At 38.3% G+C, this 23,511-nt stretch carries 17 protein-coding genes; 16 read left to right on the forward strand and 1 reads right to left on the reverse strand.

From position 1 onward, the window contains the following. The first annotated feature begins 10 nt into the window (after positions 1 to 10). The 15 genes from DKM50_03655 (at position 11) to DKM50_03725 (ending at position 20,315) form a co-directional block, all read left to right on the forward strand. Positions 11 to 4,948: a hypothetical protein gene (locus DKM50_03655; GenBank protein PZM82232.1), complete on the forward strand. Its 4,938-nt coding sequence runs from the start codon at positions 11 to 13 to the stop codon at positions 4,946 to 4,948. Beyond that, a complete protein-coding gene (locus DKM50_03660; protein PZM82233.1) occupies positions 4,899 to 6,623 on the forward strand; it encodes a hypothetical protein in 1,725 nt (574 codons plus the stop codon). Before DKM50_03655 ends, DKM50_03660 begins: the two co-directional genes overlap by 50 nt. Before the next feature lie 96 nt (positions 6,624 to 6,719). Beyond that, positions 6,720 to 8,546, forward strand: coding sequence for a hypothetical protein (locus tag DKM50_03665; protein PZM82234.1), 1,827 nt, complete (start codon positions 6,720 to 6,722; stop codon positions 8,544 to 8,546). A gap of 80 nt (positions 8,547 to 8,626) precedes the next feature. Beyond that, complete coding sequence (locus DKM50_03670) at positions 8,627 to 9,094, forward strand: hypothetical protein (protein ID PZM82235.1); 468 nt, start codon at positions 8,627 to 8,629, stop codon at positions 9,092 to 9,094. 152 nt (positions 9,095 to 9,246) lie between these two features. Then, positions 9,247 to 10,290, forward strand: coding sequence for a UDP-3-O-(3-hydroxymyristoyl)glucosamine N-acyltransferase (gene lpxD, locus DKM50_03675; GenBank protein PZM82236.1), 1,044 nt, complete (start codon positions 9,247 to 9,249; stop codon positions 10,288 to 10,290). Continuing rightward, positions 10,277 to 10,945, forward strand: coding sequence for a hypothetical protein (locus tag DKM50_03680; protein PZM82237.1), 669 nt, complete (start codon positions 10,277 to 10,279; stop codon positions 10,943 to 10,945). The genes lpxD and DKM50_03680 overlap by 14 nt, the downstream gene beginning before the upstream one ends. After that, positions 10,927 to 11,775, forward strand: coding sequence for a UDP-3-O-[3-hydroxymyristoyl] N-acetylglucosamine deacetylase (gene lpxC, locus DKM50_03685; GenBank protein PZM82238.1), 849 nt, complete (start codon positions 10,927 to 10,929; stop codon positions 11,773 to 11,775). The genes DKM50_03680 and lpxC overlap by 19 nt, the downstream gene beginning before the upstream one ends. 46 nt (positions 11,776 to 11,821) lie before the next feature. Continuing rightward, a complete protein-coding gene (locus DKM50_03690; GenBank protein PZM82239.1) occupies positions 11,822 to 13,084 on the forward strand; it encodes a hypothetical protein in 1,263 nt (420 codons plus the stop codon). Continuing rightward, positions 13,077 to 14,210, forward strand: coding sequence for a lipid-A-disaccharide synthase (locus DKM50_03695; protein ID PZM82240.1), 1,134 nt, complete (start codon positions 13,077 to 13,079; stop codon positions 14,208 to 14,210). Before DKM50_03690 ends, DKM50_03695 begins: the two co-directional genes overlap by 8 nt. A 77-nt stretch (positions 14,211 to 14,287) precedes the next feature. Beyond that, positions 14,288 to 15,337 carry an RIP metalloprotease RseP gene (gene rseP, locus DKM50_03700; protein ID PZM82241.1) on the forward strand — a complete coding sequence of 350 codons (1,050 nt, stop codon included), beginning with the start codon at positions 14,288 to 14,290 and terminating at the stop codon, positions 15,335 to 15,337. Further along, complete coding sequence (locus DKM50_03705) at positions 15,337 to 16,191, forward strand: transketolase (protein ID PZM82242.1); 855 nt, start codon at positions 15,337 to 15,339, stop codon at positions 16,189 to 16,191. The genes rseP and DKM50_03705 overlap by 1 nt, the downstream gene beginning before the upstream one ends. A 29-nt stretch (positions 16,192 to 16,220) precedes the next feature. Beyond that, positions 16,221 to 17,186, forward strand: a complete 966-nt coding sequence (locus DKM50_03710) for a transketolase family protein (GenBank protein PZM82243.1) — start codon at positions 16,221 to 16,223, stop codon at positions 17,184 to 17,186. 39 nt (positions 17,187 to 17,225) lie between these two features. After that, entirely contained in the window at positions 17,226 to 17,912 is a 687-nt protein-coding gene (gene ftsE / locus DKM50_03715) for a cell division ATP-binding protein FtsE (protein ID PZM82244.1), read from the forward strand. Further along, positions 17,902 to 18,795 carry a hypothetical protein gene (locus DKM50_03720; GenBank protein ID PZM82245.1) on the forward strand — a complete coding sequence of 298 codons (894 nt, stop codon included), beginning with the start codon at positions 17,902 to 17,904 and terminating at the stop codon, positions 18,793 to 18,795. Before ftsE ends, DKM50_03720 begins: the two co-directional genes overlap by 11 nt. 17 nt (positions 18,796 to 18,812) lie before the next feature. Further along, a complete protein-coding gene (locus DKM50_03725) occupies positions 18,813 to 20,315 on the forward strand; it encodes a hypothetical protein (GenBank protein PZM82246.1) in 1,503 nt (500 codons plus the stop codon). Positions 20,316 to 20,373: 58 nt separating this feature from the next. Here the strand turns inward: DKM50_03725 and DKM50_03730 are convergent, their stop codons facing one another. Further along, positions 20,374 to 20,754, reverse strand: a complete 381-nt coding sequence (locus tag DKM50_03730; protein PZM82247.1) for a response regulator — start codon at positions 20,752 to 20,754, stop codon at positions 20,374 to 20,376. 140 nt (positions 20,755 to 20,894) lie between these two features. Between DKM50_03730 and DKM50_03735 the strand changes: the two genes are divergently transcribed. Next, positions 20,895 to 23,507, forward strand: a complete 2,613-nt coding sequence (locus DKM50_03735; GenBank protein ID PZM82248.1) for a hypothetical protein — start codon at positions 20,895 to 20,897, stop codon at positions 23,505 to 23,507. Positions 23,508 to 23,511: the final 4 nt, after the last annotated feature.

The raw sequence follows: 23,511 nt of genomic DNA on the forward strand, positions 1-23,511 counted from the left end.
TATTTTTTGGATGAAGAATAAAGTATTTAAGATAACAATTGCTGTCCTCGGTGCAATTGTTCTATTTGTAATTTTTACTGTTGTTACAATAGTTTCAAGTGGGGTTGTCCAGACCTATATTAAGCGGGTTATTGTAAATGAGCTGCAGAATACTTTTGTTTATCCCACGGTGGTTGGAAGTGTTGAGGGTAATTTAGTAACAGGGGTCGAAATTAATAATCTAGTGATTGGCAATGATAACAATCAGGGCGTAGCGAAGGAATTGCTGCGGGCCGAAAAAATTGTTGTAAACTACAATTTCTTAAATTTGCTCACTGGGAATAAGTTAATTAAAAAACGACTGGATATCACAGTTGTTAATCCCTCGATAAATATTGAGCACTATCGTGATGACACCTTTAATGTTTTAAAGGCTTTAATAAAACAACCGGAACAAAAAGGCCAAACATTTCCATATCATATTATTGCACATATCAGAGGAGGGACCGTTTCGTACCTCGATTTCAGAGGATTTTCAAGTAGCCCCTTAAATAAGCCGGTACTGAACAAAGCCAAAAATGTTACTGCTCAGGTAGTATTTGATGGAAAAAATGCAAAAATCCTGACTGAAGGTAAATTGAATGATCTCCTCGGGTATAAACCATTTAAAATCCTAGGAAATATTAACACTAAGACGAATAAATTCTCATTGGATGTAGATGCCCGAAAAGTTGATTTTGCTAAATGGGGAAATTATGTCGTACCAATTGATGGATTAAAATTTGTTAGTGGTCTTGGAAATGTCTCAATAAAGCTCTCCGACAAAAAAGAATCAACTACTAAAGACAATTTGCCGTTTACTATTGCAATCGCTATAAAGGCGAGAGATGTTTCTCTCAAAGTTCCGTGGATAAAGCCCCAAATCCAAGACGCAAAGGGGCTCATCGAAGTTACAAATGACGGTGTTATCTTTCGCGAAGTTAAGGGAATTGCTGCTGGGAACGCTTTTGGCATGGAAGGCAATCTGCATAATTTCCAAAAATTAAAAACCGATTTGACTATCAAATCTGATAGTTTTGATATTTCACATTCCAAGGAGTTTTATCCTTTTCTTGAGAAATGGCGTTTGCTCGGCAAGGCAAGTCTTGCTATTGCAGTAAAATCTGAGGATGAAGTGGTTCCTATCGTATCCGGTACGATTACTGTTCCCAGCGGAAATGTCTATTCTCATCCACTGAGCGGAGTCCTAGCGAACTTTAATTTGAAAAATAGTAAATTATACTTTGCCGTCGATAAAAGCGAGTTTTATCGAGGCGATCTGCAGGTGAGCGCGGATGTTGATCTTATTCCGAAAGTACCTGTTATTGCTGCACGAGGTCACGTTAGTCATTTAGATGTTAAAACGTTGTTTAAGGGTAGTAACTATATCCAAGGAGTGGCAGATGCAGATTTCGTTGTCGATGGAGCGCCGGATAACCTTGATATTAAAACCGAGATACATCCTGTAAATGTCTTGTTCCTTGGCCAGCCGTTAAAAAAAGGAACGGTTTTAACAAAGTCGCTTGACGGGGTTCTGGATTTTTATGATGCTATGTTTGTTACCCACTATGATGATATTATTGCCGGAAATGGCAAGCTTTTTGCGAACAGATCCTTTGTTGCAAACTTAAAACTAAATAATGTTTATTTCAATAATGTAAACTTGCGTAATGGAAAGCCTGGCCTTATCGCCGGCAGCCTTTCAGGGGAAGCTGCTATTAAAGGCATATGGAATGACTATTTGACGAAAGATCCCCTTCATTGGCTAACGGTATCCGGGAAGCTAACGGTTGCAAACCTTAACCTTCAAGGACAAAAGATAGAGAGGATTGATTCTTCTGTTGATATAGTGAACGATACATTGTCGCTAAATAATATAAAAGCTACCGATAAAGAATCGACAGTTGTCTCTGATCTTGTATTTGATAAGCATGGCCTGATATCCGGTGGAGTCAAAGGCCGCGCCTTTGATATCCAGAAACTTAACATTATTAAGAGCTATTTGCCTGAAAATTTTAGGGATGTTCAGGGGATTACTGATTTTCAAGCAAAACTTATGCGGAAGTTACCGCGCGAGACAGCTGCGGGAGCAAAATATTTTACCATGATAGAAGCTGTTGGGGACGTGAATGTTCGATCGGCTTATTATAACGGACAACCGGTAAAATTATTTCGTATGGATTATTCTTGGGATGGTAAGACGTTTTCAATGAATAACGTTAAAATTCAAGAGAATTATTCTTCAGTAGAAGGCAGCGGGTTTGTCAATCTGAACAAAGTTTTTAATTTCCGTTTTAAGAGCAGTTATTTTGTTTTAGATGAGATTAAGCAGTTAACGCGTAAGATAGGTGAAATCGGAGGAAACGGAAGTGGTGAAGGCGAAGTATACGGAACAATTCCTTCCTGGGATATTAAAGCCAAATTCGACATTTCAGCGTTTCGATATAACTCAATAATTTTTGATCGGACAAAAGGGGAAATAACCAAGAAGGGAAAGAATTTCACGGTTTCTCCTCTTCTTGTAACGTATAGAAAAAATAATTATAACGTTATCGGAGATTTTGTATTAAGTACTCCGTTTATTTATGACCTGTCATTTGATGTTCAAAAGGGTGATATAAAGGATATTGCTGTTTTAGTTAATAAGATTAAGACGGAATACCAGAAACGAGGCCAGCAAGAGGTAGCTACCGAAGGAACCCAGAATGTGATTGAACTAGATCAATATCTGGAAATTGCCCAACCTACCGAGCTTAAGGATACAGTGCTTCTTTATAGCAGTAATGATAATCAGGAAAATATTATAAGTAGTTTTAATGAATACAAGGAAATTGCAAAAAAACCATTAAATGAAGAGCTTGGATTCCAGGAGAACTTTGGGGGAATTGTTTCCGGGAAACTAAATGTCAGCAATAAAACCGGAGAATTGCGAGTTAATGCTGATATAGAAATCGATAAGGGGCATGTGAGCTCGATTAGTTTTAATCATTTAAAGTCGCAAATATCAACTAAAGAAAATCAAATTAATGTTGCCATTCTTGTCCGGGAAGGTCTCATCGGAGATGCAAATTATGACCAGATCGATGGCGAGTTTATTGTTGACAGTAAAAGGACCCTCAATATTAATAAGTTTTCTATGGCGGCAATGGGACAGTCCCCGCGCCAGGTAATTACGGGAAAAATTCCATTAGGTGAATTCCTGGGAGAGAAGAATTATGGTGAGATTGATATAAATGTTAGCCTTAATCAAGATGATATCAATTTGCTCTCGATTTTTAATAAAAACATTAAATGGCTTAAGAATGATGGCTATGTAGGACTTCATATCGGAGGAACCCTTCGCCGTCCATTTATTAATGCGAAAGAGATTAAGATAATCAATGGCGAAATCAAACTGGCAGATGATCTCTTTATTAAATCGCCTCTTCAAATTACGAAGGCGGATATTTCCCTAAAAAATAATATCATTATGCTCAATGAATTCAATGTGCGCTGGAGAGGTAAGGATACCAATGGAAACACCAACCAATTTGAGGGTTACGGGAAGCTCTCTTTTCAGGATTTGACATTTTTAAGGCCTCAAGATATTGTTTTGGATTTCGATGTCTCGATGAAAGATACTAAGGTCAAAATAAATTTCCCGGAATTGTACATTGGGGAAATGAATATTTCGAATGCTACATTTAAAGGTCCTTTGATACTGCCTTTATCGAAGAGAGCGAAAAATGAAGCAGCAGCAAGAATTACTAACGAAAATGAGGTAGGCCCGGTACTTAAAGCGGATCTCTCCATGTTTAATGGCGAGATCCCTTTGCCTGATAATGGGAAAAGAAATCTTAAACCATCAGTTTTACTCAATGCCAGGACCTACATCAGTAAAGACGTTCGCATTTCCGGGGGAGATTTTGCAAAAGGAGCAATTTCTAGTTTAGTTAATAACATTGATATCTATTTGAAAGAAAATAAGAATCCGTTACTCATTAAGGGAAGTCTTAATACTGTAATTATTGATGGAAATCTTGAATTTCAGTCCGGGGAGATTGTCTTTTTGAATAAAAGCTTTCTTCTTATGGACCAAGCTCAGCAAGAAAAGTATTTTGAGAAAGGAAATATTAAAAGAAATAATGTCGAATTTGTATCCGAATTTGATGAAGAGCAAAATAGAAGAAGAGTCAAACCGGTCTTTCATATGGTCGCGATAACCGATGTTGATAGGACCGAGGTCGAGGTTACTGCAAATGAGTCTATCGATACCCAACCCACCTCAAAACAAAATGAGCCCTATAGTATGATATTTATGCTTGACGGGTCAGTAATGGACCCTATGGGAATGAGCCTGTATTTTTACAAGGATACAGCTCCAAGCCCGGAGCTGGAGCCTGGATATCCTTACGTTATCGGTAAGCTGACATATGAGCAATTACAAGAAATTACACGATATCTTTTCCCTGTGTTAGATCCTAAGTTTTATGAAGAACTTTTTACTTCCGGGTTTGAGGGTGCGAAAACGAAACAGGTGCTCAGCAGCATATCCGAAATGCAAATTAATACCTTGCTGGCCAGGCAGTTGAGACCGCTAGAGCGTGAACTGGCAGAGAATATCGGATTATATGATCTTAAATTTAACTACAATTTAGGAAAAAACCTTAATAAGGCAATTTTTGGTAAAACGGATACTGCTCCTGAAGAAAAAGATACGGCTACCGGGGTCGGCGTTGACTTTGCTTTTAAGCTGTTTTTCGATAGATTATTCGTAAAGATTAAAACCCAGCTTGATCAGGTTAAGACAACGGAGGATGTAGTGAAAGAATATGAGTTAACGCTCGCGATTTTAGAGTGGCTTTCACTCAATTATAATAATCGTTTGATACTTAACGAAAATGGAACGTATAGAGGTGGTTATTCACTTGAAGCTCAATATGGTTTTTAAACTTTTATTTATAATAACGGTGCTTTTCACTTCTGTGGCCCTCAATGCGGTGGAGCTTCCTCTTTCAGAGATAGACAAACGAGTTGTAGAAGGGATTCGATTTGAAGGGAATTCCCATATTTCTACGCAGGAAATCCTGTCTTCGGTAACGTTGAATGTTATTCCGAATAATAAGGTGTCAGTTCAAGAGGTGCGACAAGATGTACAGGTAATTTATTTCTTGGGATATTTTAAAAAGGTTGATGTTTCATTGGATTCCGGACCGTTGGGGATGATTGTGGTGTTCCATGTCATTGAGAACCCTTTGGTCCAAAATGTTTTCTTTGAAGGTAATCAGGTTTTTCAGAGTGACAAGCTTACTTCTTTGATCAGGACAAAAAAAAATGTGCTGCTGTCATATAAGGTAATTGACGAGGACATCGCTGCAATTGAGGCCTATTATAAAGACCGAGGTTATTCGCTTGTAAAAGTAAAGGAAGTCAAGTTTGATGCTGAAAACAATACGGTTACTTTTACTCTTAGTGAAGGAACTATAAACAACATTGTCTTGTCAGGAAATAAAAATGTTAGTGACAAAATAATATTACGGGAAATGGAATCGAAAAGAGGGGAGGTCTTTAATTCTTTTGTGTTGCGCAAAGACCGAGAACGGATTGTGCGTTTAGGATATTTTTCTACAGTGTCAGCTCCACGGCTTATCCCTGCTTCTGAAGGTAATAGTGTTGATGTCGCGTTTGATCTTGTAGAAAGAAAGATTAATGCTGTCGGATTGGCACTGGAAGAAGGTTTGCATGGTATTAATGCCGTAGCTAATTTGAAGATAAATAATGTTTTGGGAATTGGGGAAGCTTTTACCGGCCGGTTACAGTGGGGGCGAGAGTCAGCCTATAGTGCCCATTATTTCCAGCCATGGATTGGAGATGCTAAGGTTTCTTTAGGTCTGGACAGTTGGGTATTGAAAAATGCCAAAGTAAGCGAGTCAAAGGGATGGGATGTGGTTTTTGGCGTGCCTTTTGATGATTATATTCAGACTTTTTATTCATATAAATCAGAGAGGGTGACAGACCTGTCCTCTGATCCTACTCCACCATTTACTAAAAATAGTCTTGGATTTTCATTCTCGTTAGATAACAGAAATGATTATAAAAATACGAAGACAGGCGAACGGCTTTCTGCCGAAATTAATAGAGGCGGTGATTTCAACCTATTCAATTTAGGTGGGATCAATTTTTATCGGATAGTTGTCGATTACTCTAAGTTTCACTCGTTTTTTAATAATAAGCATACGCTGGCTTTCCATACGGCGATCGGGACATATAAAACTTCTATCCAGGTCCCTGATTCGGAGAAGTTCTTAGTCGGAGGGACGTATACTGTCAGAGGGTATATTGATGCCGTCGATTCTGTCAGAGGATTGCGTGAAGTGCTGGCTAATATTGAATATCGGATAGAGTTGTCGGATTATATTCGCTGGGTCTTTTTTTATGACGTCGGGTCTGCTTTCGATGATGATTTCAATGCTAAGGAATTACTTGCCGGCAGCGGAACCGGTCTGCGTTTCGCAACTCCGCTGGGAGCTCTTCGTTTTGACCTTGGGTTCTCCGGTGAACATTATAAAGTATGGTCGCCTAAAAACAATTTTGTTTTTCATTTTGGCTTGGGTGAGCTGTTTTAATTTCTTAATTTCTTGTTTGTGCTACCGGTCTACATATGATAAAATAAATAGGAATTATGCAATGGTGTATGCGTTGGGGGAGAAAGTAAAATATTTATGAAGAGAAAAATTTGCTTAATATTATTTGTTTTGTTTGTTTCTACTTCTTTTTCCGTGAGTTCCGCAGATAATAATCCACAACAAAGCTTAACTGTCAATGCAATTGGCGCAATTGCTCCAACAGATATAACTAGTTCTAATGAAACTGAAAAAACAACTGAAAAGTTACCTCCGGTAGAGAAAAGTTCACTTGTTAAAGAAGTAAAAATAATGGGCAATAAGCTGCTCTCACGAGAAAAGATTGCAGCCTACATATCTACCTGTCCTGGAGAGCCAATTAATGAGATTAAACTGCAAAAAGATGTGCAGGTTATTAAAGATACGGGATATTTTCAGGAAGTTATTGTAAAACAGCATAAAACGCCTGAAGGGATAGTTGTTGATTTTGCAGTAGAAGAAAATCCTGTCGTTAAAAAAATCGAATTTGAAGGAAATACTCTTTTTTCCAGCAAAGATCTTAGTCGGCTAATGTCGACCAAAGAAAATGAGATCCTTAATTATAATGATGTCAGAGATGACATGAAAACCATTGAAAGCTACTATCATGACAAAGGCTTCTCGATCATGAAGGTAGTCAATATAACGACGCCAGTCCCTGGAGAAAGCAATTCGGTTGTTTTTACCATCGTTGAAGGGGTCATAGAAAAGGTTCTTTTAGAAGGTAACAACAATACTCATGATAATGTTATTCTTCGAGAGTTGAAGATGAAGCCTGGAGATGTTTTTAATCAGGAAATGCTTATGGCAGACGGTCGGAGAATATTTAACCTGAATTATTTCACTAATGTTGTTCCCAAGCCTTTTCCTGGGTCGGACTCTAATTCGATAGTTATTGTATGGAGTGTTGAAGAAAAGAAAACCAGTGCCATTAATCTTGGTGGTTCTTTCGGCAGTTCACAAGAGTTTAGTTTTTTTGTTGACCTTAATCTTGATAATTTTAACGGGAATGCAGAACTTATTTCCCTGAAGGGTGAATGGGGTAAAAAAATTACCTCTTATCAGCTCAAATATCATAATCCCTGGATTGGAAAAGAAAGAACTTCTTTTACTGCAAGGTTGTGGAATACGGATAGTCAGTTCGATGATTACGATTATGGAAAAGCGTTACGTCGAGGCGGCGATCTTGTGTTTGGGCGTGAGTTGTCAGAGGCATGGGATGCTTCTGTTAAGACAAAATTAGAGCGTGTTGAGCCTAAAGACACTAACAGTAATTACAATATTTTTATGCTTGGCGGGTCGCTTAGCTATGATACGAGGGATTATTGGATGAACCCGTCAAAGGGGGATTATTACTCGTTCAGTCTTGAGAATAATAATAACCTGTTTGGTGTAGTACCTAATGCAGTTAATATGACAAAATATTTTATTAATATCCAGAACTTTTTCCCGGTGGTTGATAAACAGGTTATTGCGACCAGATTGTCCTGGGGCGAAATTTACGGGGACATCAAAGACAAAGATCCCGAACGTTTATTTATTGGCGGAGGTACGACCGTACGGGGCTTTACAGATACCAAGCCGTTTGCACGAGGGTCAAGACGATTGTTGGGAAGTGCGGAATACCGCATAACGTTTAATGATATGTTTCAAGGTGTATTGTTTTACGATTTTGGTAAAATGGGTGAAGTAGACTCGAAAAATGTTAATTTCGAAGGCGATAACAGCTGGCATTCAGGGTTTGGTTTCGGATTCAGGATCAATTCTCCCTTAGGGCCGATTCGATTGGATTTTGGGTGGACGGATCCAAAGGGGAACTTGGTTGATACTGAAACGAATGAAAGAGAATATAGCGCAATCCATTTTAATATTGGGCACGCGTTCTGAACCGATTAGGATAGAGGAAAATTTGCCTTGGGGTAAATAAATGCATAAAAAGTAGCAAACAATATGAAAGGGGTCCGGTGATGAATAAGGCAGTAAAGAGTATGGCAGTAAGTATCTTGTTTGTAGGCTTAGCAGCGAGCGTTTCGCTTGCACAGTCAATAGGTTATATTGATGTACAGCAGGTTTTTAACTCCTATGAAAAAACGAAAGCGGCTCAGGCTGATGTGAAAGAAAAAGAGTTAGCCTTACAACAGGAAATTGAAAAGAAGCAAAAAGAAATTGAAGCAGCAAAGAAGAAGAATACAAATGAAGAAAGTATTCAGAAAATGATAGAAAAATATGAAAAGGAACTCGAGCCAAAACGTAAAGAGCTGATGGAAATCAGAGAAAAATTAACAACGGAGATTCAAGCGGATATTGTTAAATCAACAAAAGCCGCTGCAAAGGAAGTTGGGCTTGATGTTGTTCTTGATAAACAGGTATTTATAACCGGGGGAATCGATATTACTAATTTGGTTATTAAAAAACTTAGTAGCAGCAAAAAATAATATATATAATAGCATAGGTTAACCTCGTAACTGCGGGCAGAGATGCCCGCTGTTATGATATTATAAGATAATCGCAATTGTCTGGTATTTGTAACTGTATTATTGATGGTAAGCTAACTGGGATTACTTTTCTCGGATAACATATAAACATAATGGGAAGATGTTTAATGCAATTAACAATAAGTGAATTATCGCAACAGGTTTCCGGGAGTATCATCGGTAATGGAGATTTATTAATTTCTTCGGTGGGTACGATTGAAGAGGCCGTATCCGGACAGGTTGCTCTTCTATTAGATAAGAATAAAAAAGAGGCGGCACTTTCATCTCAAGCAGATGTTATTATTGCGGCCGAAGATTATATAAACGATAAACAAAATATAATTCATGTTAAGAATCCCCGGCAGGTGTTGCCGATTATTCTTTCGTTATTTGAGCCAATAGATACTACTGTTAGCTCTACAATCCATGAAACAGCCGTAATTTCAAAGAGTGCTGTTATTGGGAGTAATGTCGCAATAGGCCCTTATTGCGTTATTGCGGAGAACTGTGAAATTGGTGCAGGATCAATCCTTTACCCCCATGTCGTTGTTGGATCGAATACGAGAATCGGGACAAATGCCAGAATATATGCTGGAGTATCTCTCTATCATCATTGTATAATAGGGAATAATGTCATAATTCATAGCGGAGCCGTGATCGGGAGTGATGGATTTGGCTATGTGCCCGAGAATAAGACCTGGAAAAAAGTTGTTCAGATAGGGCGTGTAGTCATCGAAGATGACGTTGAGATCGGAGCAAATACTGCAATCGATCGTGGTGCTATTGGTGACACGGTTATCGGATGGGGAACAAAGATTGATAATTTGGTACATGTAGCCCATAATATAAAAATTGGAAAATCGTGTGCCATCGCCGGACAAGTAGGATTTGCCGGAAGTACGACCCTTGGTGATAACGTTTCTGTTGCGGGGCAAGCAGGATTTAGCGGGCATATCAAAATCGGTAACGGCTGTACAATTCTTGGGAAAGCCGGTGTTACCAAAGACTTAGCAGAGAACCAACTGGTTTCAGGATTTCCAGCTCGCGACCATAGAGAAGAGATAGCTTTCGTTTCGCGATTAAGAAGACTGCCGGAAACAGTGAAAATAATTAAGAAAATATTAAAAGATAAAGGAATTCTTGATGATACAGAATAGCGTTATTGTTGCAATTATTCTGGCGTTAGCAGCTTCTTTGGCTTATGCTGAACCGACTGTCGGCGGCAGCTCCGGTATTATTGAAATGCCAACTGCTCAGGCTTTGCAATATAAAGAATGGAATATGGGCTTAAGCATTCATCAGCTGAGCAGTGCTAATTCATCAGTAAAATATCTTCTTAACCTTGGAACATTTCAAGGGCTTGAGGTGGGATTTGTCGGTAATAATACGAGTGAAGGTGTTTTTATCAATGCAAAGTTTTATTTGCTGACTGATAATACCAAGTATCCGCTTTCAATGGCCTTAGGTATTAGAAATCTTACCTCGTTTGCTGAAACTAATGTCTATCTTGTCGCCTCCAAAAAATTTCAACAATTTAATGCGCATCTTGGTTTCTCAGCAGATTTAAATAAAAAAGTTCAATCAAAACTTATGGCTGGGACGGAAGTCTTTTTTAGTAAGAATGTGTCGCTCTTAGCTGATGTGACTGGTACGGATGATCTCTGGCGACTGAATGCCGGAAGTCGTTTTTATTTGTCATCTCAACTTGCATTTGGGGTGTTTTTTCTTGATATTCTCGAATCCTCTAAAGATAAAAATGAGTCGGGCAGCATAAATATAGTGGGACAAATCAGTTGGACGGATTTTCTATAGTACAGAAAACTATTACGAAAGCTTTTACATTTACAGGAATAGGAATTCACTCTGGTAAAGAAGTATCGGCTACTGTGAGCCCTGCACCTGAAGATTCCGGTATACTATTTACTCGGCTTGACCTTATTTCTAATAATAAAATTATTGTAAAACCGGAAAATATCCGGTCTTTTTATCTGGGAAGTTGTCTGGCTGCAAATAATGAGGCACGAATTATTACCTTGGAACATTTTATGGCAGCCCTTTCTGCCTTCGGTATTACCAATCTCACTATTGATATGACCGGAGAAGAGATGCCTATTCTCGATGGTAGTGCCTCTGGGTACATTGACCTGTTTAATAAGGTGGGAATCGTATCTCAAACCAAACAGATTGCTGCAATTGTGCTCGACCGAGAGGTCTGGGTAACTCATAATGACGGACACCTTGTCTATCTTCCTGCAGATAATTTTGAGATAAGTTATTTTGTCGATTACGGCGATCCGATGATCGGCAAGCAGCAATATAGTTATTGTCATAGTAAAGATGCGTTTATGCGCGAGATTATGAATGCCAGGACGTTTGGTTTTTTTAAGGATGTAGAAGCTATGTGGAGTCGCGGATTGGCGCTCGGAGGGTCTTTCGATAACGCTTTAGTCGTTTATGAGGATCATTATTCTTCTGAACTTCGCTATCCTGATGAACCGGTTAAACATAAAATATTAGATTTGGTTGGCGACCTTTATCTATTAGGAAGACCCATGAATGGACATATCATTGCTATTAAATCGAGTCATGCACTTAATGGTAAATTCGCACAGTGTATTTCAGATGCGTATAACCTAAATTAGTATCAACTATTCAATTTTACTTGGATTACTGAAAAGGAGTTGTTTAATGATAGATGCACACCAAATATTTGAATATTTGCCACACCGGTATCCTTTTTTGTTGGTTGACAAAGTTGTTGAACTGGAGCCGCATAAGAGGGCAGTTGGAATAAAAAATGTTACAATTAATGAGCCGTTTTTTGTCGGACATTTTCCTAATCATCCGGTGATGCCTGGTGTGCTTATTATTGAGGCAATGACACAGGTCGGTGGAATTATGATGCTGTCTTCCGACGGTTTAAAAGGAAGGCTAGCCTATTTCGCAGCTATAGATAATGTAAGATTCCGTAAGCCTGTACTTCCTGGCGACCAGTTAAGGATGGAAGTGGAAATTGTGAAGTTCAGGGGTAGCATCGGGAAAATATACGGAAGAGCGCTGGTTGATGGGCAGGTTGTTGCGGAGGGCGAGTTCACGATCTCTCTGGTTGAGAAACAAAATAAAGTTCAGATTGATCCTACTGCGACTATCCATCCGTCCGCTGATCTCGGGAAAGATGTGAAGATCGGGGCCAATGTTATCATCGGGCCTGACGTGAAGATCGGGAACGGAACAATTATCGAAGCTAATTCTGTTGTCGAGAAGTGGACAACGATAGGAGAGAACTGTCATCTGCATTATGGATCTATCGTTGGCAGTGCTACACAAGATAAGAAGTATCAAGGTGAACGAAGCTTTGTGGAAATTGGAGACCGAAATATTATTCGTGAGTACGTCACCATAAACCGTGCCACCGGAAAAGACCAAAAAACGATTATCGGAAACGATAACTTGTTTTTAACCAATGTTCATATCGGACATAATTGTGAATTAGGAAATGGAATTATTATCTCGAATGCCACCGGACTTTCTGGTCATGTAATTGTTGATGATGAGGCGGTCATCGCAGGAATGGTCGGCGTTACACAGTTTTGCCGCATTGGGAGATTGGTAATGGTTGGCGGGTATTCGAAAGTCAATCAGGATGTTCCGCCGTTTGTACTTGTTGAGGGCAATCCAGCCAATGTACGAAGTATTAATATTGTTGGTATTCAACGAAAAAATGTTGAAGAGAACTCTATTTCAGCTATAAAAAAGGCTTTTCGATACCTTTATCGAAGCAAATTGAATCTTACTCAAGCGTTAACTGAAATCGAAAACAACTTGGAGCGGACAATAGAAGTCCAACAGCTAATAGATTTTCTTAAGGTCCCGACTGAGAGAGGGATTGCTCGCCGGGCGGTGAATCCAAGGAGAGCCGGGCATACACAAGAAGAGGATAAAGATGAATAAGAAAATTATGTTGATGGCCGGAGAGTTGTCCGGCGATATGCACGGTGCTTATCTTGTCCAGGCTATCAAGAAAGCTTGCCCGGATTGTACTTTTTATGGAGTCGGCGGATCGAGAATGCGAGAAGCCGGAGTGGATATCATTACGGATATTGTAAGAAAGAGTACGATAGGCTTTCTGGGTAATCTGGCTGTTATCATCGCTAATCTTCCATTGTTACTAAAGCTTATAAAAAAAATAAAGAATATTTTTATTTTCTATAAACCAGATGTTCTGGTTTTGATCGATAATCAGGGTCTCAATATGTATTTTGCGGCCATGGCAAAAAAATATAATATAAAAACCGTTTACTACATACCTCCGCAAGAATGGTTGTGGGGTACAAAAGAAGGAGCTATTCGAGTAGTTACGACTGTGGACAAAGTTATTACTATCCTTGAAAAGGAATATGTTTATTATAAGGGGCTGCGCAATAATGTAGAGTATTTTGGGCATCCGCTCCTTGATATTATTCCCCGGTATTATCAGGATGGCTTCGCAAATCATAAAGAAGCCAAAACTATTGGTTTATTCCCTGGAAGCAGAAAGCAGGAGATCGAAAAACTTACACCGCTCTTAAAAGAAATTGCTCAAGTTCTTTATTCGAGGGATAATGAATTGAGATTTTTGGTCGCTATTTCCGATAAATCATACATTGAGACCATTCAAAAATCATTTTCTATGGCTTCTATTCCCATTGAATTTGTTGAGGCAGATAGTTATAGTGTTATTTCTCGGAGTCAGGTTGTAGTTGGTGCCTCCGGTACTTTGGCGTTAGAATGTGTTATTATGCAAACCCCAATGGTTGTCCTTTATCGGTTACCTAAACTTGATTATTTTTTTGCTAAGAAAATATTGAAAATAAAGGTTGAATATATCAGTTTGCCTAATATTATAATGGATGAAATGATCCTACCTGAATTTATTCAAGAGCAAATTGATAATCAAAAAATAGCGGATGTCATATTGGAGATGCTTAATAATAAGCAATTCTATACTGCTTTTCTCGAAAAAGTTAAAAATGTACGAGCTAAATTAGGTGAACCGGGAGTTCTTGAGAGCGTAGCACAATCGGTTCTTTCATGTTAAACTCACTACGTTCACTTCTCCTTAGTGAATTGAGACTGCCGGTCCAGGCTGAAGGCCTGGATGTTAAGTAAGGAACCATGATGATTTCAATTCTGGCTTTTTTATTTGTATTTGCAACAGTAGTTTTTGTCCATGAATTAGGCCATTTTGGTGTTGCAAAGCTGATGGGTGTGAGAGTTTTTGAGTTCGGATTAGGATTTGGCCCAAAACTTATTAAGTTTAAAAGAAACGGCACGATCTATAGTGTCAATGCTATTCCTTTGGGTGGGTTTGTAAAAATAGCCGGATTGGATGATGAAGAAGTAAAAAGTCCTGATTATGAACCTGGCGAAAGTTATAATTCCAAAAAATTGTGGCAGAGAATTCTGATTATCTTAGCTGGACCGGTTATGAACGTTGTTCTGGCTTTTGCTGTGTTTTCTGCAATAAACTTTTTTGTCGGCGTTCCAGGGAGTGTGACGAATACTATTGAGAAAATAATTCCTTCTTCTCCTGCCAGCATATCCGGATTGCGTAGCGGAGATAAGATTCTTAAAGTAAATAATTATACCGTAACTAACATGGAGCAAGCTATCAGGATAATCAATGACTCGAAGGGTGAGCTGTTGAACCTGGTTATTTTGCGGAGTGGCCAGAGCAAAATAATTCAACTGAGAGCCTTCTATGATAAGACAATAAACCGGTATATCCTCGGAATTAACCTTGCTTCCGGACCTAACATAAGGTATAATCCTTTTGTTTCCCTGAAATTCGGCGTGCTGGAAACCTATCAGTTAAGTAGAATGATAATTGTGGGTATGGTAGCTTTTTTTACGGGACACATTCCGCTTGAACAAGTAGCCGGACCAATCGGTATAGCACAGATGTCATCGCAAGTAGCAAAAGAAGGTTTTTTGATATTGCTCAGATTTCTGTCTTTTTTGAGCATAAATTTAGGCATTTTGAATCTAATACCGTTTCCTGCTCTCGATGGAGGCAGAATCCTGTTTTTGCTGTTTGAAGGTATAGCCGGTAAGAATGTTGTTACGGTCAAAAGAGAGAACTTTGTTCATTATATAGGTTTTGTCATACTTATATTATTTATTATATTTGTCACATATCATGATATAGTGAGGATTTTTAAATAATGGAATTAAAAGTTAGCGAAGAAGTTACTAATTTACTTGCAGATCGAGTTGAGCATGTGAGGCAAAAGGCTTTAAATATAAGAAAGCATATTTGCAAAATGATAAATAATTCGGGATCAGGGCATCCCGGTGGATCTCTTTCTGTTACTGATATTATGGCAACCTTATATTTTGGCGGTATTCTGAAATATGATCCTAAAAAGCCGCAGCTTAATGAAAGAGATTATCTCATCCTCAGCAAAGGACATGCTGCCCCGGCACTTTATGCTGTGTTGGCTGAAGCAGGTTTTTTTCCAGTCCAACATCTTAATTCTTTGAGAAAACTAGGCTCGCCTTTGCAGGGACATCCTGACAAACGAAGTCTGCCGGGAATTGAGATGTCGACAGGATCTCTTGGGCAGGGCTTGTCGGCAAGTGTGGGCTTAACAGCAGCACTTCGGCTTGATAATAAATCTAATAGAGTTGTATGTGTTATGGGGGATGGTGAGCTTCAGGAAGGTCAGATATGGGAAGCTGCCATGAGTGCTGCGCATTATAAATTAGGGAATCTTACTGCGGTCATTGATAGGAATTGTTTGCAGATTGACGGTACAACTGAAGAGGTAATGGCACTTGGTGATGTGGCCAAAAAGTTCGAAGCTTTTGGCTGGAAAGTCATTAAAGTCGATGGTCATAACTGTGAGCAATTATTACATGCATTCGATAAAGATCAGATAGAACCGACGAAGCCTTTATTGGTACTAGCAAATACGGTGAAAGGCAAGGGAGTTTCGTTTATGGAACATAATCTGAAGTTTCATGGTACGGCTCCAACCTGCGAGGAATGCGAAAGAGCGCTTCAAGAGCTTGTTTAAATGAATAGAAGGGATCAATAATTACTACTATGTTCAAAATGGCCGCAACAAGAGATGCTTATGGTAAAACGCTGGTTGATCTTGGAAAAAAAAATAAAGATATTGTTGTGCTTGATGCAGATTTGTCTTGTTCAACGAGGACTTCATGGTTTGCGAAAGAATTTCCTGACAGATTTTTTAATGTCGGTATTGCTGAACAAAATCTCATGGGGATTGCTGCCGGGTTAGCTTTGGGCGGCAAGATACCTTTTGTTAGTACGTTTGCTATGTTTGCATCCGGAAGATGCTGGGAACAGATCAGAAATTCAATTGCTTATCCCTGTTTAAATGTTAAAATCGCTGCAACACATGCGGGAATAACTGTTGGTGAAGACGGGGCTACACACCAGGCCCTCGAAGATATTGCAATAATGCGAGCAATACCTTATATGAGTGTTATTGTTCCCGCGGATGCTATTGCAGCAGAGCTGACTATTCGGGAGGTTGCTCGAACCCATGGTCCTTGTTATGTAAGGATGAGCAGAGGTAATACCCCGGTTGTTTATGATACTTATGCGTTGGATTTTAAAATAGGTAAAAACAATACCCTTAAAAAAGGAAAAGATGTTACGATAATTGCATGCGGACTTATGGTCAGTCATTCAATCATGGCGGCTGAGGAACTTGAAAAAGAAAATATTAGTGTTGCTGTCGTTGATATGCATACCATAAAGCCTGTCGATAAAGATTCTATTATTAGTGCGGCTGAACGTACCGGTGCTATTGTTACAGCAGAGGAACATTCCGTAATAGGTGGGCTAGGAAGTACCGTGGCTGAAGTGCTGTCTCAGAATAAGCCGGTTCCGATGGAGATGGTAGGGATCCCTGGAGTTTTCGGCGAATCCGGCGCTCCTGATGAATTGTTAGAAAAGTATCATTTAATGCCAAAAGATATTGTCAAAGCAGTGAAAAAAGTGCTGATTAAAAAAGAGAAATTTCTTCGGGTAAAAGTATAATAGTTTGTACCGCCCGATTACTAGTTGACGGATAAAATCATGATAAAGCTCCAGAATGTTACTAAAGTATTTCCAAACGGCTATAAAGCATTAGCGGATATTAATTTGCATATCGGTGTAGATGAGTTTGTTTTTTTGGTTGGTAGCAGCGGGGCGGGAAAATCGACGCTCATGAAGCTTCTGTTAAGGGAAGATGTCCCTTCTGCCGGAAATGTTTATATAGACAGCATTAATATTAATAAGCTTCATATCAAGCAAGTTCCTATGTTGCGCAGAAGTATAGGTGTCATATTTCAGGATTATAAACTTCTGCCTCGAAGAACCGTCTATGAAAATGTGGCGTTTGCTCTTGAGGTTGTTGGCCGATCGAGAATGCATATCCGACGTCAGGTTGCCCAAGTTCTGGATCTTGTCGGGTTGCTGCCAAAACAAAAAAATTATCCTGCGGAATTATCCGGCGGTGAGCAGCAACGCGTTTGCATTGCCAGAGCCATTGCCAATAACCCTACAATTTTGCTGGCTGATGAGCCAACTGGAAACCTTGATCCGAACACCTCGTGGGAGATTATGTTATTACTTCAAAAGATTAATAAAAGGAAGACTACTGTTCTTGTAGCAACCCATAATAAGTCAATAGTTGATACGATGAGAAAACGCGTTATTGCCATAGAAAATGGAAAAATTGTCCGGGATCAGCAATTAGGAGCTTACGGATATGAATTTTAAAAATTTAGAGTTTTTTTTAAAAGAAGCTTTTTTTGGATTGAGCAGAAACCAATTAATGAGTTTAGTTGCTGTTATTACGATAACAATATCTCTTGTTATTTATGGAACATTTATTTTGGGGCTCTATAATATATTTTCTATGACGGCCTCTTTGCAAAATAAAGTTGAGGTTATGGTTTATGTTAAAGATAATGTAGATGATTCCAGCCTCGACAAAATAAAGACAGAAATTACGTCTCTTGTGGGAGTGAAACAAGCTGATTTTATTTCTAAAGCGGAGGCCTGGGAAAAGTTCAAAAGCAAATTTGCGTTAAGCCTTGAGTTAATTGGTGATGATAGGAAAAATCCGCTACCGCATACTTTTAAAGTACAGGTAACTGATGTTAAGTATATTGATAGTGTAGCTCAGAGTGTTAAGGGAATCGAGGATGTTGAAGAAGTCCGATATGGTAATATCATTGCTCAGAAATTAAAAAAATTAATTCGGGCAATTCAAATCGGGGGGACTATTCTTGTGGTTCTTCTCGTTATTGCAACACTTTTGATTATTGTTAATACTATAAGGTTAACGGTAATTGCACGGCAGAATGAGATCACAATTATGCAGCTAGTGGGAGCGACTGATAATTTTATAAAATGGCCGTTTATTATTGAAGGTATTATCCTTGGACTTTTTGGAGCTGTAACAGCGACACTTATGCTACGTTTCATTTATAATGCGTTAATCAGCAAAGTTTCCCAGAGTTTGCCTTTTCTTGCTATGGTGACTGGGAAAGAAATCTTAACATTTATCTATATATCTGTTATAGTAATTGGAACATTTTTGGGTATGGTTGGGGGTTATATTTCAGTTTCGAGAACGTTAAAGATGTCATACAAATAAAGAGGAGGAAATTATTTATGTTGAAATTTATGAGAAAATATTCTCAGCAAATATTGATAGGAATTTTAGTGGCCTTTGTCGGGTCAATTGTTATTTTTGGATTATCGTCGACTTTTTTTATGGGTCCAAAAATGAATAATACTGCTCAGCAGCCACAGTTCACTGAGTTTGCTACGCTTAACGGAGAACCATTGGATTATTTTAAATATGCACAACTCATGAAGCGTGCTTTGATGAGGTTCAATGGAAGTGATCTTGATCCTACTATTGTCGAGTATCTAAAGTATAATGTATTTCAGGAATATCTTAATTATTCAATATTGCTTAAACAGGCTGATGATAACAATATTAAAGTAACCAGAAAAGAAATTAATGATCAAACAAATAATATTATTTCTGCATATAAGCTTAAAGGGAAAAGTGAGTTAAAAGATTTGCTTGAGCAGAATGGCCTGGAGTACAAAAAATTTGTTAGTGACTTGGAAAATGACATAAAGGTAGCGAAGCTTAGAAATGGTATTGCTGCCAGTATTCAAGTTACCAATCAGGATTTGAACAATTATTACAAGGAAGTTAAAGCTCGTCATATACTGATCAAGTTTCCTGAGGTAAAAGATGCTACAAGCATCAAAGAGAAAGAAGCTGCGACGGAAGTTGCTAGAAAAAATGCAGAAGATCTGCTTGCCCGAGCTAAGACCGGGGAGGACTTTGCAAAATTAGCAAGTGAGTACTCATCTGATTCTTCCTCTAAAGCTGGTGGTGATTTGGGCTGGTTTGGTGTCGGTATGATGGTGCCGGAATTCGAAGCGGCAGCGTTTAGCCTTGCACCTGGTGAGATTACCGGACCTGTAAAGACTCAATTTGGCTTCCATATCATTAAAGTAGATGATGTAAAATACAAAGATCGACCAGAGAATAAAACAGACGAAGATCTAAAAAATGAATTACTCGAAAGAAAGAGACAAGAAGCTTTTGAGACCTTTATTTCACCTCTTAGAAAAAATATAAAAATTGATATTTTTGATCCGGAGCTTCTTGCTTATCAATACAAGATGCAAGGCAAACTTGATGATGCAATTAGCCAGTATCAAAGAATAATATCAAAAAATCCGGCATCCCCGATTCCGCATATTTATATCGGACAAGTATATGAGTCTCGTAACGAATACGATAAAGCCCTTAGTGAGCTTGAGAAGGGAACAATTAAAGAGGAATTGAATACTTCATTGAAAAGCCCATATTTACATATAGCAATTGCTGATGTGTATAAAAAGATGAAAAACAATTCCACGGCAGTGAAAGAATTAAAAACAAGTTCTGAAATGGCTGGCGATAACTTGATGTTGAGAGAACAGTTGTCTTCTAGTTTTAAGGAACTTAATGAATCGGCATTGCAAAGAAATGAAGAAGAAGAAATTGCCCGGATTAAAAAAGCATTGGAAGCAAAGAATGCTGCTAATTTGCCAACTGGTAATACAGGTGCCGCTGTAAATCCAACTCCAGCGGAAACTATAAAATAGTAGATTTATTTTTGAGAATAGAAAAACAAATACCCTGCTTTTTTGCAGGGTATTTGTTTTACATAGGGCCCGATATTTTTTTGAGATATTTTTTGATTACTTTAAAGACAGCTTCTACTGTAAGCGGTTTTGTAAGTATTTCCGTTACTCCTGCTTCATTGGCCTGTGCCAGATGAATTGAATCAACGTAACCGGTATAGGCAATAATCGGTAATTTTTTGTGGTTTGGATTGCTTCTGATCTTTCTTGTCATTTCAAAGCCGTCCATATTTGGCATGTTGAGATCTGTTAGAATAACATCAATAGGGTTGTTTTCGAGAATGTCGAGTGCATTTTGACCATCATAGGCAGAATGAATGTTAAGACCCTTTTGGGTCAGAACAAATTTAAGACTTTCAATTATATAACTAGCATCATCGATTATTAAAATATTTTTCATTTTCTTTTAGTTGCCACCTTTATTAATAGTTTTGTAGATAGCATAAGTATACTATAATATAGTTGTTATATTATTGCCTAAATAACAACTATAGTTATTAAAGTATAAAATATAAAATATTTCAAGCGGAGAATAACCGAATGTTAAAAAAAGTTTTTTTCACTATTCTTGTTTTATATATAGCTTTACCATTATATGCATTTGAAACATCAAAACTTGATAATGGGCTTACTATCATAACTGAGCAGCAAAAATCAGCTTCTGTAGTTTCTTTGCAACTGTTCGTTAATGTTGGCTCAAATAATGAGAAATATAGTGAGCGAGGCATCTCTCATGTTATTGAGCATATGGTATTCAAAGGGTCAAAACGAATGTCTGCCGGGCAGATCTCTAGGGCAATTCAAGCATTAGGTGGGAATATAAATGCCTTTACCAGCTTTAGCATGACTTCCTATTATGTGACTGTGCCAAAGGAAAATATTTTGACTGCCCTCGATATACTGGCTGATATGGTTTTTTATCCGGAATTCAATAAAAAAGAGCTGGAAAAAGAAAAAAAAGTTATTCTTGAAGAGATAAATATGCGTTATGATAATCCATCTTCCAGAGTTCATGAACTGTTGTTTTCGGAAGTTTACCCTTCCTGCAATATAGGGAATCCGATTATTGGAGAGAAAGAGACTGTTTCTAGTTTTACCCAAGAGAACCTCAAAAATTATTATCGCGATTTTTATACCCCTAACAATATGGTTATAGTCGCTGCCGGGGATTTTGATGAGGAAAAATTTATAAAGAAAGTAAAGGCATTAACTTCTATAATCCAACCAAATCCAGTCCGGCAAGTATGGTCCTCTGGAATCCATCGGAATGCCGTTGCTACAGTTAACACTATCGCAATTCAAGGTAATATTGAGCAGGCATATTTTGCCGTAGGCTTTAAGATTCCTGACTTTCTTAATTATGATACAGCAAAGTTGGATGTTCTCTCAACAATTCTTGGTAGTGGTGCCAGTTCTCGGCTGTACCAAGTATTAAGAGAAGATAAACGATTGGTGAGAGGTATTTCTGCAGGAATCTTTTCCGGCAATTATCCTGGTGTGTTTATTGTTTCCGGGGTGGCTCGATCAACAGACGTCACCGCAGCCCTTGATGAAATAATCAAACAGTTTGCCTTGCTCAAGGAGAAACCTATCAGTGAACAAGAGTTGTCCAGGGTTATTACACAAGTTAAAGCGGCAAAAGTTTTTGAGAAAGAAGATGTCGGTTCACTTACAGGCCAGTTAGGATATTATCAACTGCTTCATGATGCTTCGCTTAAAGATGAATATGAGGACCAGTTGAGCAACGTGAGCACCCAAGATGTTATTGAAACAGCCAATAAATATTTTGTCGCTAATAATATGTACGCAGCCATTTATTACCCCAAAAAAGACAAAGCAATACTTCGTAATGTTAATTTTAATAAATCGTTGGCGGTGTTAGCAAATGCTGGGGAAAAAAATAACGTTTTAAACCTTCAGTCCAAAAAGCCTGTAGCAAGGGATATTGTGCTCCCGAATGGTGTGAAAGTTATTCTAAAGGAAGATCATTCTCTTCCAATAGTCAGTTTTGGTGCTTATAATAGGAGTCCGTTTTTATCCGAAAGTGTTACAGACAATGGCATTACTGATCTTGCTTTTCGAGTAGCAATGAAAGGGACTAAGAACTATAAATTTGATAGGATTTCGGAAATTATTGATTATAATGCAATTTCGCTGTCACCCTATATAGACAAAAATGTTGCTGGATTTTCAGGAAGTTCGCTTTCTGAAAAATTCCCTGTGCTTTTTGATCTTTTTAAAGAAATAGTTCAATCTTCTACCTTTGAAAAGGAAGAGGTCGAAAAAGAAAAGAGATTACAGTTATCATCAATACAATCAAGAAAGGAAGATAGTTTAGGGTATGCTTCGTATATGGCGGATAAATATTTATTTACCAAGCTGGCCTATAGGATGTCTCTCAATGGGGAAGAGACCTCTGTGAAAAATCTTCAGGCTGAAGATGTAAAAAAATGGTTTAAACGTTATGTGAAACCTAATCAAATGATATATGTTTTTGTTGGTGATATATCGGAAGATCAGATCAGAAAACTTTTAGTGACTTATCTTTCTGAAAAGGGTGAAGGGCAACCAGTTGTTCCAAATAAAATCAATGAAAAAGAGTTAACTGGAAAGATCAAACAGAAGCTATTGTTAGAAAAAGCGCAAACAGCAGTTGTTATCAAATATCGCGCACCTAAAGTCGGCTCAAAAGACTATTACAGTATGAAGGTACTTAATAGTATATTGTCCGGTATGGGTTCACGACTGTTTGACAAATTAAGAGAACAAGAACATTTGGTTTATTCCGCCGACATTTATCTTTCGAGTGGAGACCCATACAGCACCTTAACTGCATATGCGCTGGTAAGTCCTGGTAATGAAACAAAAGCAATCAACCTTATGCAGCATGAATTCGATCGCTTGAAGACTGAAGCTGTTAATGAGACCGAACTTAAAAAAGCTAAAATGGTTATAAAAGGTGGATTTGCTCATCAGATGCAACAGCGGAGTGACCAAGCCGAGAGCTATGGCCGATTTGAAGTTCTTGGTATGGGATATAGAGAGGTCGATAATTATCTTCTTCACATTGACGAAGTAACAGTTCAGGACATTAAGAAAGTTGCTGAAAAATATTTTTCGCCGCGATATGTTCAAATTGTGGTAGGGAAATAATTTC

Source organism: Candidatus Margulisiibacteriota bacterium (genome assembly GCA_003242895.1).
In the GTDB taxonomy this organism is placed as follows: domain Bacteria; phylum Margulisbacteria; class Riflemargulisbacteria; order GWF2-39-127; family GWF2-39-127; genus GWF2-39-127.

What these genes read in the sequence shown, in the direction of transcription:
- DKM50_03655 (PZM82232.1), top strand. Translation starts at nt 11, where the DNA reads ATGAAGAATAAAGTATTTAAGATAACAATTGCTGTCCTCGGTGCAATT.
- DKM50_03660 (PZM82233.1), top strand. Translation starts at nt 4,899, where the DNA reads ATGGAACGTATAGAGGTGGTTATTCACTTGAAGCTCAATATGGTTTTT.
- DKM50_03665 (PZM82234.1), top strand. Translation starts at nt 6,720, where the DNA reads ATGAAGAGAAAAATTTGCTTAATATTATTTGTTTTGTTTGTTTCTACT.
- DKM50_03670 (PZM82235.1), top strand. Translation starts at nt 8,627, where the DNA reads ATGAATAAGGCAGTAAAGAGTATGGCAGTAAGTATCTTGTTTGTAGGC.
- lpxD (PZM82236.1), top strand. Translation starts at nt 9,247, where the DNA reads ATGGGAAGATGTTTAATGCAATTAACAATAAGTGAATTATCGCAACAG.
- DKM50_03680 (PZM82237.1), top strand. Translation starts at nt 10,277, where the DNA reads ATGATACAGAATAGCGTTATTGTTGCAATTATTCTGGCGTTAGCAGCT.
- DKM50_03690 (PZM82239.1), top strand. Translation starts at nt 11,822, where the DNA reads ATGATAGATGCACACCAAATATTTGAATATTTGCCACACCGGTATCCT.
- DKM50_03695 (PZM82240.1), top strand. Translation starts at nt 13,077, where the DNA reads ATGAATAAGAAAATTATGTTGATGGCCGGAGAGTTGTCCGGCGATATG.
- rseP (PZM82241.1), top strand. Translation starts at nt 14,288, where the DNA reads ATGATGATTTCAATTCTGGCTTTTTTATTTGTATTTGCAACAGTAGTT.
- DKM50_03705 (PZM82242.1), top strand. Translation starts at nt 15,337, where the DNA reads ATGGAATTAAAAGTTAGCGAAGAAGTTACTAATTTACTTGCAGATCGA.
- DKM50_03710 (PZM82243.1), top strand. Translation starts at nt 16,221, where the DNA reads ATGTTCAAAATGGCCGCAACAAGAGATGCTTATGGTAAAACGCTGGTT.
- ftsE (PZM82244.1), top strand. Translation starts at nt 17,226, where the DNA reads ATGATAAAGCTCCAGAATGTTACTAAAGTATTTCCAAACGGCTATAAA.
- DKM50_03720 (PZM82245.1), top strand. Translation starts at nt 17,902, where the DNA reads ATGAATTTTAAAAATTTAGAGTTTTTTTTAAAAGAAGCTTTTTTTGGA.
- DKM50_03725 (PZM82246.1), top strand. Translation starts at nt 18,813, where the DNA reads ATGTTGAAATTTATGAGAAAATATTCTCAGCAAATATTGATAGGAATT.
- DKM50_03730 (PZM82247.1), bottom strand. Translation starts at nt 20,754, where the DNA reads ATGAAAAATATTTTAATAATCGATGATGCTAGTTATATAATTGAAAGT.
- DKM50_03735 (PZM82248.1), top strand. Translation starts at nt 20,895, where the DNA reads ATGTTAAAAAAAGTTTTTTTCACTATTCTTGTTTTATATATAGCTTTA.